Consider the following 14,236-nt stretch of genomic DNA (forward strand, 5'->3'; position numbering starts at 1 on the left):
CACCTCACCAGGCTATATTCTGAATTCCTTACCCAGCTAAGCGAAAATGTGACTTGTCTCACTAATTGATTATAACAAATATGCAACATTTTGGTTTTTGCATATCAGTGAGTTAAGGATGCTTACTCCGTACAACCTCACCACGTGCACATTTCATCAATAGCTCGGGCAGGAGTATCATCACAATGGCTGAAAGCAGTATGACAACACGTGAGTCGCTCACCAGTAGCGATACCCGGCGTCGGGTATGGGCGATCATTGGTGCCTCATCAGGTAACCTGGTGGAATGGTTTGACTTCTATGTTTATTCCTTTTGCTCTCTCTACTTCGCACATATTTTTTTCCCCGCCGGAAACACCACCACTCAATTACTGCAAACAGCAGGTGTATTCGCCGCAGGTTTTCTGATGCGGCCTATCGGTGGCTGGCTTTTTGGGCGTATTGCCGACAGACACGGTCGTAAAACATCAATGCTTATTTCAGTATGCATGATGTGCCTGGGATCGTTGGTGATCGCCTGCCTGCCGGGCTATGAAACCATTGGTACCTGGGCTCCGGCATTACTGTTGTTGGCACGCCTGTTTCAGGGATTGTCAGTGGGGGGAGAATACGGAACCAGTGCAACTTACATGAGCGAAGTGGCAGTTGAAGGACGGAAAGGCTTTTACGCCTCGTTTCAGTACGTCACTCTGATTGGCGGGCAGTTACTGGCATTGCTGGTTGTTGTGATATTGCAGCAGGTCCTGGAAGACGAAGCGCTTCGCGCCTGGGGTTGGCGTATTCCCTTTGCTCTCGGGGCTGCTCTGGCTATCGTCGCTCTGTGGTTGCGTCGGCAGTTGGATGAAACCTCGCAGCAGGAAGTGCGCGCGCTGAAAGAAGCGGGTTCGCTAAAAGGGCTATGGCGCAATCGTAAAGCCTTCATTATGGTGCTCGGTTTTACGGCTGGGGGCTCATTAACGTTCTATACCTTCACAACTTATATGCAGAAGTACCTGGTGAACACTGCCGGAATGCATGCCAATGTCGCCAGCGTGATTATGACGGTCGCGCTGTTTGTCTTTATGCTGATCCAGCCGCTTATTGGTGCCCTGTCTGATCGGATTGGTCGCCGCACCTCGATGCTGCTTTTTGGTGGTCTTGCCACGTTGTGCACGGTACCAATCCTCAGTGCACTGCACAGCGTAACGTCCCCGTATGCTGCATTCGCCCTGGTTATGCTGGCTCTGGTGATCGCCAGTTTCTATACCTCGATCAGCGGGATCCTGAAAGCCGAAATGTTCCCTGCACAGGTTCGCGCGCTGGGCGTCGGTTTATCCTATGCGGTGGCGAATGCGCTCTTTGGTGGTTCGGCAGAATATGTTGCGCTGTCACTGAAATCGATCGGTTTTGAAACGGCTTTCTTCTGGTATGTTACCGTGATGGGGGCGTTAGCATTTCTGGTCTCTTTGATGCTACACCGTAAAGGGAAAGGCATTCGTCTTTAATAGCTGGCCAGTTGCCACACGGTGTAACCCGCTGTGGCGCCGGCGACATCCCAGGCAAAATCTTTCCAGCTCCAGCCGCTTCCTGCCGGGCGGCTGTCCCACAACTCTTTTGATGCCCCCAGGCTAACAGAAAACATCAGCCCAAGCATTGCGCTTCGATCGCGGCTAATCCCCTGATGCTGTGCGACTTCATTCCCCGCAGCAGAGAGCATAGCGGAGCCGAGGAAATGCTGTGCTTTATCCTGCCCGCTCCAGTTGTCGTTCGCCATATGGCTACATCCTGTCAACAACAGCGCACCGATCAGCACAGTATATTTCATTCGCGAAGCCTGAAAAAAAGCCCCGTGCAATGACGGGGCCTCGGTTTAAAGAATACGACTGATTAACTTGTCGATACGGATACGGCGTAACCGGCGAATCAGCTTACGCACTTTTACCGGATAGTCGGCAATGCTTTGCAGATCGCGATAGTGGTTAACAACCGTGGTATGCGTGCGAATAAGCTCCAGCTCTTTATCACGCTGTGCTGCCAGCTCGTGTTTTGGATCGTGGATCAGCACCGCGTTTTCGAGATCGAGTCGCCATGCGCGCGGGTTCAGGTTATTACCCGTCAGCAGGATCCACTCATCATCAACCCACATGCCTTTCAGGTGGTAACTGTTATCGTCATCTTTCCACAGACGTACCACCAACTGCTCGGTATTCACATAGTACTGCAGTCGGCTCAGGAAACGGCGCAGGTTAATCTCATAAAGGTAGGGCAGCGCACCGATGATTTTAAACGGCTGATCTTCGGGGATGAAAAAGTCGTTGGCAGTTTTGTCGCCAACAATAATCTCGACTTTTTTGCCTTCACGCAGCAGTTGAATGATATTGCGCACCAGTACCGCAGGCAGATTGAAGTACGGCGTACAAATGGTCAGTTTGTGTTCTGCACACGGCATCAGGTGAAAGATCGTTTTATTCAGCAGGCTGGATTTTCCCAGCCCGACCAACGGTGTTACCGAGAGCTGCTCGTTATCGGCATCGCCCTGAAAATGAAACGTGGCATCCCGCAGTTCCTGGCGAAACTGGCGGATATCGTTTTTGATTTCCGGGCTTTTCGGGCGTTGAGGATTGTCCAGACGATTCACGCCGCGCCCCTGCACCAGGTTCTGAACTACCCAGTTTTGCATGACATCGGCCATCTGCGGATTGCGGATAAGCTGATAGCGATCGTAACGGTATTTATCGTGCTGATGCAGGTAAACATCATTGAGGCTGGCGCCACTGTAGAGCACGCAGTCATCAATAATAAACCCTTTAAAGTGGAGCACGCCTAGCGCTTCACGGGTATTTACCGGTACACCGTAAACGGGAATCGAAACGCCGGCGTTTTCTTGCGCCATGCGACAATACCAGTCGGCATTCGTGTTTGACGCTGCGGCACCGATGCGACCGCGTTGGGCGCGATGCCAGTCGACGAGCACGCACACATCCAGTTCCGGACGTTGGCGTTTTGCTTCATACAGTGCGTTCAGAATTCCTTTCCCACCATCATCCTGTTCAAGATACAGGGCAATGATATAGATTCGGTGCGTTGCGCTGGCTATCCTGGCAAGCAGCGTTTCTCTGAAATCCGCAGGTGAGTAGAAAAAGGCTACATCATCCGCTGACTGAGAAATCTTGGGTAATTGGGCAAGGTGTTGTTGATGTTTATTACGCTTAAATTTTGACAACATCACAGTGCGTTTCTTCTCTGTTTATTGAAGGGTCTTCTGTACCATGCAGACGACATAAGCGGACAATAATAACACCGAGCCCGCTAAAGTGGTCAACATTTCCAGTACCTTACTCAGGATTCTTCCGTCTGCGTCAGAGGGAGCGACAAGCCCACAATCCCATCTTCCAGCTGAACATCGACATCAAATCCCAGTTTTCGCGCCAGCGTTACCATGCCGCGATTATTCGGCATAGTAATACCATTCAAGCGCTTAAGTCCGTGATCTCGCGTATAACTGATCAGCTTTTCCAGCAGACGCCGCCCAAGACCCAGCCCCTTCAAATCAGAGCGTACCAGCACGGCGAATTCCGCATCGATGTTATCCGGATCGGAGATTGCACGCGTAACGCCAAGGATCTCTTCACCTTCATTCGTACGACGCACTGCAACAAATGCCATTTCCCGATCGTAGTCGATTTGCGTCATATTCGCTAAATCATCATGGGTAAATTCGTTTATCTCGCTGAAATAGCGGTAATAGAGATCCTCTTTGGTGACCTGCGCGATAAATTGCTGTAAGTGTGGCTCATCTTCAGGAAGAATCGGGCGGAACAGGCACTGTTCGCCGTTTTTCATTTCCACCTGCTCTTCCAGATGTTGCGGATAAGGGCGAATGGCAAGACGTGTTTCACCGTTGCCCTCAAAAGGGGCGACAGTCATGGTGACATCCAGCGCGATAAACTCGCTGCCGGATGCCAGCAAAGGATGGATATCAAGGCGCTCAATCTCCGGGCAATCAACAATCAGGTTCGAAACCTGCACTAAAAACTGGCTCAGACCCGCGATGTCGAGTGTGCGTAATGCGCTTCGCCCGCGGATCTTCTTGTTCTTGATTGCCTGAATCACCAGATACCGCGCCAGATTCATATTCAAAGGAGGCAGCGCGACAGCCGCCTGATCTTCCGCCCGCCATTCCACACCGCCTTCGCCCAACATGATTAACGGACCAAACACCGGATCCTGCTCAACCACCACGCGGAGCTCCTGCGCTCCCGCACGGTTTGCCATGCTCTGCACCTGCAAACCGTGAATGCGGGCCTGTGGCCAGCTCATTTTCACACGATCGATAATGGCATCGGCAGCCTGTTGCACCTCTTTGGCGGTACGCAAATAGAGCATCACCCCCTGAACTTCCGATTTATGCGGAATATCCGGAGAGCGGAGTTTTAAGGCCACCGGGTAACCGATTTTCTCGGCAATATGCACCGCTTCCGCGCTGTCACCTGCAATCCAGGTCGGTAAAGTCTGTAAACCCCAGGCGCGCAAAATAGGTTGTACTTCATGGGTGTCGAGCGTTGTGGCCCCATCAGCGATAGCCTGACGCAACAACTGATAGGCCTCGGCGGTATCGGCCGTCTGGCTGAGCGAGATGGCGGGCGTTTCACGTAACTGCTTCTGGTTCCGGCGGTACTCCACCATATGCATAAACGCCGTGATAGCGCCCTCTGGCGTGCGGTAGGTCGGCAGCCCGGCTTCGCTGAACAGACGCCGCGCATCCTGCGATGAGAACTCACCGCACCAGTTGGTCAGGACGGTGACATACTTCCCGCGTGGGTGCTTTTTCAGGGCGTCGATCAGCGCCTGCGCGCTTTCGCTGCCGGGCGCTGTCGCACTGGGTGAGTGGATCACCATCAGGGCATCGTAATCCTGGCTCTCCAGCAAAACCGTCAGCGCGGAGACATAGCGTTCGTTACTGGCGTCGTCACGCAAATCCAGCGGGTTGCCCACATTGACATATTCCGGCAATACCGCGCGAAGCTGCGCCAGTGTTTCCTCGCTCAGTGTTGCCAGCTTGCCGTTACGTGACCATAGCTCATCGAGCGCCAGCGCCGCCGGGGCCGCGCCATTACTGATAATCATCAAACGCTCACCACGCAGCGGGCGCATATGGCTGAGCGTCTCGACAGCGGAAAACAACTCATGCGTATCTTGTACCCGCAACAACCCCGCACGCTGGATAGCCGCATCCCAGGCCGGATCAAGCCCTGCATGTGCGTGCAGTAAGCGTTGTGCAGCCGGGCTGCGCCCGCTTTTAATCACCAGAATAGGCTTATTACGGGATGCGCTACGCGCAGCGGAGACAAAACGCCGGGCATCGCTAAGATGCTCCAGATAGAGCAGGATCGCACTGGTTTTACTGTCCCGTGCGAGGAAATCCAGCAGCTCATCGACATCGATATCCAGGCTATCGCCGAGGGCAATAAAGTAGGAGAACCCCATTTCCCGCTGCTGCGCCCAGTCCAGAATGGTATTAGAAACCGCGGCGGACTGGGAAATAAATGCCAGTTTGCCGCGCGTAATTGGCACCGGAGAAAAACTGGCGTTCAGCCCTTGCCATGGAGCCAGCAGACCCAGGCTATTTGGACCCAGTAGCCGCATCTGATAGCGGCTGGCGCAGGCGAGTAAGTCGGCATGCTGCTCAGGTGGCGCAGAAAGAATAATGCAGGTTTTACACCCTTTTTGCCCGAGCGCGTCGAGCAGATCGAGGTTACGCCGGGCATGAGTACACAGCACCGCGAGGTCAGGCGTAAAAGGCAGGCTGGCGACATCCGGCCAGGCCAGAACACCAAGCACCGCTTTATATGCAGGGGTAACCGGCAACACCGGCCCGGCAAAACCGCCGGCCAACAGATTGCGCATCATCAGAAAACCGGCGCGATCCGGTTTCATGGATGCGCCCACCACGGCGATCGATTTGGGACGCAATAACGCTTCCAGCCCTCGTTGGCTCATACCGGCCTCCTGAAAAGAGTGACCTGATGATATTAAACGCTTTCTGCTTCGTTTGCTGTGATGGCGGATGGATGATGCGGTTTACCCGCGAGGTAACGTTCGCGGAACAGGCTGAAATGGTCCCCCAGCGCTTGCGCGGCGACATTGTCATTCGCCAGATCCAATAACGCGATCGCCACTTCTGCGGTGCAATATTGATCGTCAGCATGTGCTTCACGCAAGCGATAGGCAGAAACCCGCGACAGATCCACTGAAATGACCGGTAGTGCATCCAGATAAGGGCTTTTGCGGAACATTTTACGCGCTTCTGTCCAGGTGCCGTCCAGCATAATAAACAGCGGAGGTTTACCTGCAGGCGGCGCGCTCAGCACCTGGCGTTCACTGCCTGCATAAGAGGAAGGAAAGACCACCATGGGCTGATATTCGTCGCTGGCGCAGAGATCGATCAGCGCTTGCGGCGGCTCGGTACGCGACCACTGAAACGCCAGGGTATCAGGCAGAATATCGGCAATCAGACGCCCGGTATTACTGGGTTTCATCGGTTCGGTATCAAACATTACCAGGCAAAAACGGCTACGGGCAGCCGCTGGTTTGAGGGTATCGCACAGGCATTGTCGCAGTGGCAACAGGCAGCGCTGACAGCGTCGGATGCGGTTACCACGCGCCAGAAATGGGCGAGTGGCGCGGGCAAGGCGCTCAGCGCGAAGTTGAAGAACGGCGTTATCAGTCATCAGGATTGCACAGGAAAAACGCCATTGTCGCAGAGGTCAAAACGGGGCACAAGATGCGCCCCGACAGGATCAGAGTGATTCGTTGAGCCAGTTATCAAACGGTGCTTTTGGCATTGCGCCGCTCAGCATGTCGACCACTTCACCTTTTTTGAACAACATGATGGTAGGAATACTACGAATGCGGAAACGTGCGCTCAGTTCACGTTCGGCTTCGGTATTCACTTTGACAAAACGCACTTTACCGCTGCGCTCTTCCGCGACATCTTCAAAAATAGGCGCAAAGTTACGGCACGGGCCGCACCAGGGCGCCCAGAAATCCACCACCACGGGCAGATCGTCTTTCAGCAGTTTATCCAGCGTTTCGCCAGTGGCATTAATGACATCGCCATCGAACAGCTCATGTCCACAGCGCCCGCATTTCGCGCCGTCGTTCATTCTGTCCTCAGGAATGCGGTTCAATGCCTGGCAGCTTGCACATACGGTATTCATAACTAACCTCAGGGAAGCGGTGGTACAAAGCGGCTTTTCGCCGGTATGTTTCTTCAATGTTACATATTATCAATAAGAAGGTTTCAAACGACAATGCGATTTATTCAATGAGTACAATAGTCGATAGCTTTTGTACGAAGTAATGGCTAAGCGCAAGGACATCAGGTAATCTGCGCGCTTCGCGCAGCGCTGGTGGAGAAAAGCATGAACGACGAAAGTAACAACAAAAGCGGCAAGGTCAAAGTGATGTATGTCCGCAGTGATGATGATTCCGATAAACGTGGCTATAACCCGCGCACCGGGAAAGGGCCAGCGCGTTCGGGATCGTCTCGTGCAGACGGAGGCCGTCGCCCCGCCCGTGATGACAGAAGCCGTTCTCAACGTGATGACCGTGGTGGTCGCCCACAGCGTGACGACAGAAGCCGTCCACCGCGCGAAGATTTTAGCCGTCAGAGTGATTCACCCTGGCGCACTGTTTCCCGCGCACCGGGTGATGAAACGCCGGAAAAACCGGATCACGGCGGGATCAGCGGTAAAAGCTTTATCGATCCGGAAGTACTGCGTCGCCAGCGTGCGGAAGAGACGCGCGTATATGGCGAGAATGCCTGCCAGGCGCTGTTCAGCAGTCGTCCGGATTCCATCGTTCGCGCCTGGTTTGTGCAGAGCGTAACGCCGCGCTTTAAAGAAGCGCTGCGCTGGATGGCGGCAAACCGCAAAGCTTATCACGTGGTTGATGATGCAGAGCTGGCGAAAGCCTCCGGTACTGAACACCATGGCGGCGTGTGCTTCCTGATCAAAAAACGCAATGGTTTGAGCGTAGAGAAATGGGTCGCCAGCGCAGGTGCAGAAGATTGCGTACTGGCGCTGGAAGATGTGGGTAACCCGCATAACCTCGGCGCGATTATGCGTAGCTGCGCGCACTTTGGTGTGAAAGGCGTGGTGCTGCAGGATGCGGCGGTGATCGAATCCGGCGCGGCTGTGCGTACGGCGGAAGGCGGTGCGGAGCACGTTCAGGCGATCACGGGCGACAGTTTTGTTGATGCGCTGGAAGCGTTCCGCCAGGCCGGTTATGCGCTGGTGACCACCTCCAGCCATAACGGTACGCCGCTGTTTAAGGCTGAACTGCCGAAGAAAATGGTGCTGGTGTTAGGGCAGGAGCGTGACGGGTTGTCTGATGCGACATTGTCCCGTGCCGATCTCAGCGTATCCATTGACGGTACTGGCAACGTTGAAAGCCTCAATGTTTCTGTGGCAACCGGTGTGTTGCTGGCCGAATGGTGGCGTCAGAACAAAGCGTAATCACGCAAACAGCAGTCCGGGTAAGCGTACCCGGCAAAAAGGCCCGGTGGCGTCTGCGCTTACCGGGCCTGCTACATTCTGGTTTACTCACTTTCTGCCGGGAGTTTAGGCATCCAGTCTATCTGCGCTTCCCCATGTTGTTCCAGCCACTGATTCGCCAGTACAAAATGATTGCAGCCAAAAAAGCCGCGATGCGCGGAGAGCGGTGAGGGATGCGGCGCTTTCAACACATGGTGACGCTTTGTGTCGATAATCGCGCCTTTCTTCTGCGCATGTGAACCCCAGAGTAAAAAGACGACGCCTTCACGATGTTCGTTAATCAGGCTGATGACTTTATCGGTAAAGGTTTCCCAGCCCAGGCTGGCGTGAGAGTGCGCTTGTCCCGCACGCACGGTTAGCACCGTGTTGAGTAGCAACACGCCCTGGCGCGCCCAGCTTTCAAGGTAGCCGTGTTCCGGGCGGACAAAACCCGGCAGCGTTTTTTCCAGTTCTTTATACATATTCAGCAGAGAGGGCGGGATCGCGATGCCAGGCAGTACCGAGAAGGCAAGTCCGTGTGCTTGTCCCGGGCCATGGTACGGGTCCTGGCCAAGGATCACCACTTTGACATCGCCAAGCTCGGTAAAGCGAAAAGCATTGAACACATCTTTTTGCGGTGGGTAGATGGTCATCCCGGAATGACGCTCAGTTGCGACGGTGCTCAGGGTATTAATAAAGTACGGCTGCTGTTTTTCATCGGCCAGCACGTCATGCCATGTTAAAGAAGTGGTCATCCCGCTCTCCTGCGAAGTTCGTTCCCTTTAGCTTAACTGCTTCTTTCCCCGGAACAAAATTCCCCGCCGCTTTCTGTGTCCTGTCTGTAAAATTTTTTTTAAAATTTACAAAAATTTTAAGATGGTGCGAATGGCGTAACTTGATATAAAACAAGAATATCCGGCTATCACCATTTTTACAGTGTGGTTTTTATTGATTTTAATCAAAGAATACGGGTTTACGGACTGGTATATAAACAATCAGACAACAATGGTTTTACCAATTGGCCGGAAAACGTTCCGGTGAAATCAAATATTGCGCCCATGGGAGGCTATTCATGATTACTGGTATCCAGATTACTAAAGCTGCAAATGACAACCTGCTGAACTCGTTCTGGCTGCTCGATAACGAAAAAGGTGAAGCTCGCTGCGTATGTGCAAAAGCTGGCTATGCTGAAGATGAAGTGGTTGCCGTTAGCAAGCTCGGCAATATCGAATACCGTGAAATTCCGATGGAAGTGAAACCTGAAGTTCGTGTGGAAGGTGGTCAGCACCTGAACGTGAACGTACTGCGTCGTGAAACGCTGCTCGACGCCGTTGAAAACCCGGATAAATACCCGCAGCTCACCATTCGTGTATCAGGTTACGCAGTGCGTTTTAACTCTTTGACTCCAGAACAGCAGCGCGACGTTATTGCTCGTACTTTTACTGAAAGCCTGTAATTTCAGGCAGTGATAAAAACGCCGGGAAACCCCGGCGTTTTTTTATTCTTCTGTATTCTTCTGTTCAGTCGCTGTGGCGCTTGGCTTGCGGCGCTTACCGATGTTTTTGGTATCGCGATGGCGTTGCTTCACGCGCGGCTTCTCTTTTTCTTTCTCTTTTTTCTTCTCTTCACGCTTCGCCAGCGCTTTTTTCGACGGCTTGCCTTTCAGCTTCTCGCTCGGCGTGCGGGTTTTCGCCCGCAGCTCATCAATCACACGCGCTTTCAGCGGCTCTTCAATGTAGCGGCCAATTTTACCCAGCAACAGGTGATCGTGCGCTTCTACCAGTGAAATCGCGGTACCCTTACGGCCCGCGCGACCGGTACGACCGATGCGGTGCAAATAGGTGTCGCCGCTGCGCGGCATATCGAAGTTAAAGACGTGGCTGACATCCGGAATATCAATCCCGCGTGCTGCAACATCGGTGGCAACCAGCACATTGACGCGACCATCGGTCAAACGCTTGATGGCTTCGTTACGCTTAACCTGAACCATCTCGCCTTCGAGATAACAGTTATTGATGCCTGCTTCACGCAGCCAGTTTGCCAGCTCATGCACTCGTTCACGTTTGCGGACAAACACAATAGAGCGACTTACTTCAGGCTGGTTTAACAGGTGTACCAGCAGTGCGGTTTTATGCGCCACATCGTCGGCGCGATAGTACCACTGGTGAATTTTCTTGCGCTCGCGGGTGGACGGCGTCGCGGAGACTTCCACCGGGTCTTCCAGCAAGCGTTCGGCGAAATCTTTGATCGCGTCGCCTTCCAGCGTGGCGGAGAACAGCATGGTTTGCTTACGCCAGCGCGTTTCGCCAGCGATATGTTCGATATCCTGCGCGAACCCCATGTCCAGCATGCGGTCTGCTTCATCAAGGATCAGCGTTTCGACTGCCCGACAGTCAAAGTTCTCTTCTTTAATGTATTGCAGCAGGCGACCGGTGGTGGCGACCACGATATCCTGGTTTTCGCTGAAGACTTCAGCGTGGTTCATATACGCCACGCCACCGGTGATGGTGGCGATATCCAGGTGCGTATTTGCCGCCAGCTCACGGGCGTGATCGGCAACCTGCATCGCCAGCTCACGGGTTGGCGTCAGGATCAGAATACGCGGCGGGCCGGATTTCTTACGCGGAAAGTCCAGAAGGTGCTGCAACGCAGGCAGCAGATATGCCGCCGTTTTACCGGTGCCGGTAGGCGCGGAACCGAGGACATCACGCCCTTCAAGCGCAGGCGGAATAGCGGCAGCCTGGATGGCGGTCGGGCGTGTAAAGCCTTTACTCTGGAGCGCGTCCAGCAGGCTGTCGTCAAGTTCGAGTTCGGAAAAAGTCGTTACAGTCATGATCTACCTCTGTGTGGGGCGCTGATTATAGACGTTACGGCTGCAATCTTCATCTGTTGTCTGCTTATCGCTTTTCCGGGGCTTCGCTTTCCCCTATGCTACACCTGTTTTCCGTATTGAGGTTGTAGAGATGTCCCAGCCAAAGGCTCAGTTTCGCCGTGATGGCTTCACGTTCAAAGAATTCTTTGTTGCACATGACCGTTGCGCCATGAAAGTCGGCACCGATGGCGTGATGTTAGGTGCATGGTCTCCGGTATCGAATGCCCGGCATATGCTGGATATCGGCACAGGCAGCGGCTTATTGGCGCTGATGTTGGCTCAGCGTACGCCACCGACTGTGATGATCGATGCGGTTGAGCTGGACGAGCCGGCGGCTGCGCAGGCGCAAGAAAACGTGCAAGCCTCGCCGTGGTCCGGACGTATAACTGTGCACACTGCCGACATTCGCCAGTGGAGCAACGAGAATACCGTTCGCTACGATCTGATCGTCAGCAATCCCCCCTATTTTGAGGAAGGCGTAAAATGCGCAACGCCTGAGCGCGATCGTGCACGCTACACCACCACGCTTGATCACCAGACTCTGCTGGAGATTGCCGCGACGCTGATTACCGAAGAGGGCTATTTCTGCGTAGTGTTGCCGGTGGACGCAGGCGATGCGTTCACCGGCAAAGCGCAGAGCATTGGCTGGCATCTGCGTTTGCGTACGGATGTCGCCGAGACGGAAGGGCGTCTGCCGCATCGCGTGTTACTGGCATTCTCTCCGCGTCCGGGGGAGTTTTTTGCCGACCGTCTGGTGATCCGCGGGCCGGATCAGCGCTACTCCGAGAGCTATACTGCGCTGACGCAGGCTTTCTACATGTTTATGTAACCGCGCGGCGAGAGTACCGTTGGGCCGGAATCGGGCAGTAAATCCGGGTAGTCCAGCGTGTAATGCAGTCCACGGCTCTCTTTGCGTTCCATTGCGCAGCGCACAATCAGCTCTGCCACCTGCACCAGATTGCGCAGTTCCAGCAGATTATTGGAAACGCGGAAATTGGCGTAGTACTCGTCAATTTCCTGTTGCAGTAATGTAATGCGGCGCAGAGCGCGTTCCAGGCGCTTGGTGGTACGGACGATGCCAACATAATCCCACATAAACAGGCGTAGCTCGTGCCAGTTATGTTGCAGGATCACGCGCTCGTCAGCGTCGTCAACGCGGCTCTCATCCCATGCCGGTAATTCAGGCGCAGCGTGAATATCCGGCATCCTGTGGGAAATATCTTCCGCTGCTGACCAGCCATAGACCAGACATTCAAGCAGTGAGTTTGATGCCATGCGGTTTGCACCGTGCAGCCCGGAATAACTCACTTCCCCGACGGCGTATAACCCGTCCACATCGGTACGCCCGCGATCGTCGATCATCACCCCGCCGCAGGTATAATGCGCCGCAGGGACGATCGGTATCGGCTCTTTCGTCAGGTCGAGACCCAGACCAAGCAGCTTTTCATAAATCATCGGAAAATGCTGACGGACAAACGCTTCCGGCTTATGACTGATATCGAGATACATGCAGTCCACACCAAGACGCTTCATTTCATGATCGATGGCGCGCGCTACGATATCACGCGGTGCCAGCTCGCCTCGCGCATCAAAATCCGGCATAAAGCGGGAGCCATCCGGGCGTTTCAGATACGCACCTTCGCCGCGCAGCGCTTCCGTTAGCAGGAAATTGCGCGCTTGCGGGTGGAACAGCGCCGTGGGGTGGAACTGGTTAAACTCCAGGTTCGCGACCCGGCAACCGGCGCGCCAGGCCATGGCGATGCCATCACCGGAAGCAATATCCGGATTGGTGGTGTACTGGTACACCTTGGATGCGCCGCCGGTCGCCAGTACGACGGCTTTAGCCTGACAGGTTTCGACTTGTTCTTTATTCCGGTTCCACACCCATGCCCCGGCGACGCGGCGGGCGCCAGGCAGACCGATTTTGTCCGAAATAATCAGGTCTACCGCGTTACAACGTTCCAGTATGCGAATATTGGGGTGATTGATGGCCTGACTGACCAGTGTGTTTTCGACTTCTTTTCCGGTGGCGTCGGCGGCGTGAAGGATCCTGCGGTGACTATGCCCGCCTTCGCGGGTCAGGTGATAACCCGGCTCGCCGTTGGCCGTCATCTCGGTATCAAATAACACACCCTGATCGATAAGCCACTGTACACACTGGCGCGCATTCCCGGCGACAAACTCTGCCGCATGGCGATCGACAATGCCGGCACCGGCAATCAACGTGTCTTCGACATGGGATTCAATGCTGTCCGTTTCATCGAAGACTGCGGCAATGCCCCCTTGCGCATAGAAGGTGGAGCCTTCGCTGATCGGTCCTTTGCTGAGGACGATAACGCGATGCTGCGCGGCAAGACGCAATGCCACAGAGAGACCTGCCGCACCGCTGCCAATGACCAGTACATCACAAGAGAATTCAGGCGTCGTTTTCATAGCTTGTGTTTAATTTACTAAACAATGTCCGGTCAGCATAGCACTATGAGAGGCGAGCAGGCACTGTTTTTTTGGTTTTTGTATTAAGCACTAAACAATGTATCACGAGGCACGATGAGAGGCTGGGAAGGGCAAACCTGGATCTGATTGTTAGTAAGCGCTTATTAGTGATGAAAAAAAAGCGATTTTGCGATACTCTCTGGCGATCTTAGGGTCTTTTCTTTGAGAAAATACAGTGTGCAGGGTTTGTAGACTTATAATGAGTGATAATGAAAAGTCTGTAGAACGATGCACAAAAACAAAGGCGTAACGGAACTTTATCACGAACCTGCTCTCTAATTGGCTGCTTGCTCATAGATTGCAGTATTGGAGTGGCGTTTCTGGATACGCGTGGAAATTGGTTTTGGGGAGATTT

At 53.9% G+C, this 14,236-nt stretch carries 12 protein-coding genes; 4 read left to right on the plus strand and 8 right to left on the minus strand.

What is annotated here, in order from left to right; translation table 11 throughout:
- Positions 1-185: 185 nt before the first annotated feature.
- The gene (locus ACQ3G7_RS00005) at positions 186-1,484 is read left to right on the plus strand and encodes an MFS transporter (RefSeq protein WP_430888397.1); all 1,299 of its coding nucleotides are present in this window, start codon (positions 186-188) and stop codon (positions 1,482-1,484) included.
- On the opposite strand, the gene ACQ3G7_RS00010 is transcribed toward ACQ3G7_RS00005, so the two are convergent.
- From ACQ3G7_RS00010 to trxC, 5 genes are all read right to left on the minus strand, one after another.
- Complete coding sequence (locus ACQ3G7_RS00010; RefSeq protein ID WP_430888398.1) at positions 1,481-1,804, minus strand: YfiM family lipoprotein; 324 nt, start codon at positions 1,802-1,804, stop codon at positions 1,481-1,483. The genes ACQ3G7_RS00005 and ACQ3G7_RS00010 overlap by 4 nt on opposite strands.
- Positions 1,805-1,849: 45 nt before the next feature.
- Positions 1,850-3,205: a CDP-diacylglycerol--serine O-phosphatidyltransferase gene (gene pssA / locus ACQ3G7_RS00015; protein WP_263099749.1), complete on the minus strand. Its 1,356-nt coding sequence runs from the start codon at positions 3,203-3,205 to the stop codon at positions 1,850-1,852.
- Between the two features lie 113 nt (positions 3,206-3,318).
- Positions 3,319-5,979 (minus strand): bifunctional acetate--CoA ligase family protein/GNAT family N-acetyltransferase, encoded by a 2,661-nt coding sequence (locus tag ACQ3G7_RS00020; protein ID WP_430888399.1) that lies wholly within the window; start codon positions 5,977-5,979, stop codon positions 3,319-3,321.
- Positions 5,980-6,011: 32 nt separating this feature from the next.
- Positions 6,012-6,710, minus strand: a complete 699-nt coding sequence (locus ACQ3G7_RS00025) for a tRNA-uridine aminocarboxypropyltransferase (RefSeq protein WP_430888400.1) — start codon at positions 6,708-6,710, stop codon at positions 6,012-6,014.
- Positions 6,711-6,779: 69 nt separating this feature from the next.
- The gene (gene trxC, locus ACQ3G7_RS00030; protein ID WP_061493632.1) at positions 6,780-7,199 is read right to left on the minus strand and encodes a thioredoxin TrxC; all 420 of its coding nucleotides are present in this window, start codon (positions 7,197-7,199) and stop codon (positions 6,780-6,782) included.
- A gap of 204 nt (positions 7,200-7,403) precedes the next feature.
- On the opposite strand from trxC, the gene ACQ3G7_RS00035 reads away from it, so the two are divergent.
- On the plus strand, positions 7,404-8,498 hold the full coding sequence (locus ACQ3G7_RS00035; protein ID WP_430888401.1) for a tRNA/rRNA methyltransferase: 1,095 nt from the start codon (positions 7,404-7,406) through the stop codon (positions 8,496-8,498).
- A gap of 83 nt (positions 8,499-8,581) precedes the next feature.
- Here ACQ3G7_RS00035 and ung read toward each other — a convergent pair whose 3' ends face one another.
- Positions 8,582-9,271 (minus strand): uracil-DNA glycosylase, encoded by a 690-nt coding sequence (ung, locus tag ACQ3G7_RS00040; protein WP_430888402.1) that lies wholly within the window; start codon positions 9,269-9,271, stop codon positions 8,582-8,584.
- Positions 9,272-9,588: 317 nt separating this feature from the next.
- On the opposite strand from ung, the gene grcA reads away from it, so the two are divergent.
- A complete protein-coding gene (grcA, locus tag ACQ3G7_RS00045) occupies positions 9,589-9,972 on the plus strand; it encodes an autonomous glycyl radical cofactor GrcA (protein WP_061493639.1) in 384 nt (127 codons plus the stop codon).
- 42 nt (positions 9,973-10,014) lie between these two features.
- Here the strand turns inward: grcA and srmB are convergent, their stop codons facing one another.
- Positions 10,015-11,349 (minus strand): ATP-dependent RNA helicase SrmB, encoded by a 1,335-nt coding sequence (gene srmB / locus ACQ3G7_RS00050; RefSeq protein ID WP_263099754.1) that lies wholly within the window; start codon positions 11,347-11,349, stop codon positions 10,015-10,017.
- Between the two features lie 130 nt (positions 11,350-11,479).
- Between srmB and trmN the strand changes: the two genes are divergently transcribed.
- Complete coding sequence (gene trmN / locus ACQ3G7_RS00055) at positions 11,480-12,217, plus strand: tRNA(1)(Val) (adenine(37)-N(6))-methyltransferase TrmN (RefSeq protein ID WP_430888403.1); 738 nt, start codon at positions 11,480-11,482, stop codon at positions 12,215-12,217.
- Here trmN and nadB read toward each other — a convergent pair.
- Entirely contained in the window at positions 12,202-13,821 is a 1,620-nt protein-coding gene (gene nadB, locus ACQ3G7_RS00060; RefSeq protein ID WP_430888404.1) for an L-aspartate oxidase, read from the minus strand. The two genes, trmN and nadB, sit on opposite strands and share 16 nt — an antisense overlap.
- Between the last annotated feature and the right edge of the window lie 415 nt (positions 13,822-14,236).

The organism is Kosakonia sp. N21 (assembly GCF_050587465.1).
GTDB lineage: Bacteria > Pseudomonadota > Gammaproteobacteria > Enterobacterales > Enterobacteriaceae.

Coding starts and splice junctions, on each gene's coding strand:
- ACQ3G7_RS00005 (WP_430888397.1), top strand. CDS start 186: ATGGCTGAAAGCAGTATGACAACACGTGAGTCGCTCACCAGTAGCGAT.
- ACQ3G7_RS00010 (WP_430888398.1), bottom strand. CDS start 1,804: ATGAAATATACTGTGCTGATCGGTGCGCTGTTGTTGACAGGATGTAGC.
- pssA (WP_263099749.1), bottom strand. CDS start 3,205: ATGTTGTCAAAATTTAAGCGTAATAAACATCAACAACACCTTGCCCAA.
- ACQ3G7_RS00020 (WP_430888399.1), bottom strand. CDS start 5,979: ATGAGCCAACGAGGGCTGGAAGCGTTATTGCGTCCCAAATCGATCGCC.
- ACQ3G7_RS00025 (WP_430888400.1), bottom strand. CDS start 6,710: ATGACTGATAACGCCGTTCTTCAACTTCGCGCTGAGCGCCTTGCCCGC.
- trxC (WP_061493632.1), bottom strand. CDS start 7,199: ATGAATACCGTATGTGCAAGCTGCCAGGCATTGAACCGCATTCCTGAG.
- ACQ3G7_RS00035 (WP_430888401.1), top strand. CDS start 7,404: ATGAACGACGAAAGTAACAACAAAAGCGGCAAGGTCAAAGTGATGTAT.
- ung (WP_430888402.1), bottom strand. CDS start 9,271: ATGACCACTTCTTTAACATGGCATGACGTGCTGGCCGATGAAAAACAG.
- grcA (WP_061493639.1), top strand. CDS start 9,589: ATGATTACTGGTATCCAGATTACTAAAGCTGCAAATGACAACCTGCTG.
- srmB (WP_263099754.1), bottom strand. CDS start 11,349: ATGACTGTAACGACTTTTTCCGAACTCGAACTTGACGACAGCCTGCTG.
- trmN (WP_430888403.1), top strand. CDS start 11,480: ATGTCCCAGCCAAAGGCTCAGTTTCGCCGTGATGGCTTCACGTTCAAA.
- nadB (WP_430888404.1), bottom strand. CDS start 13,821: ATGAAAACGACGCCTGAATTCTCTTGTGATGTACTGGTCATTGGCAGC.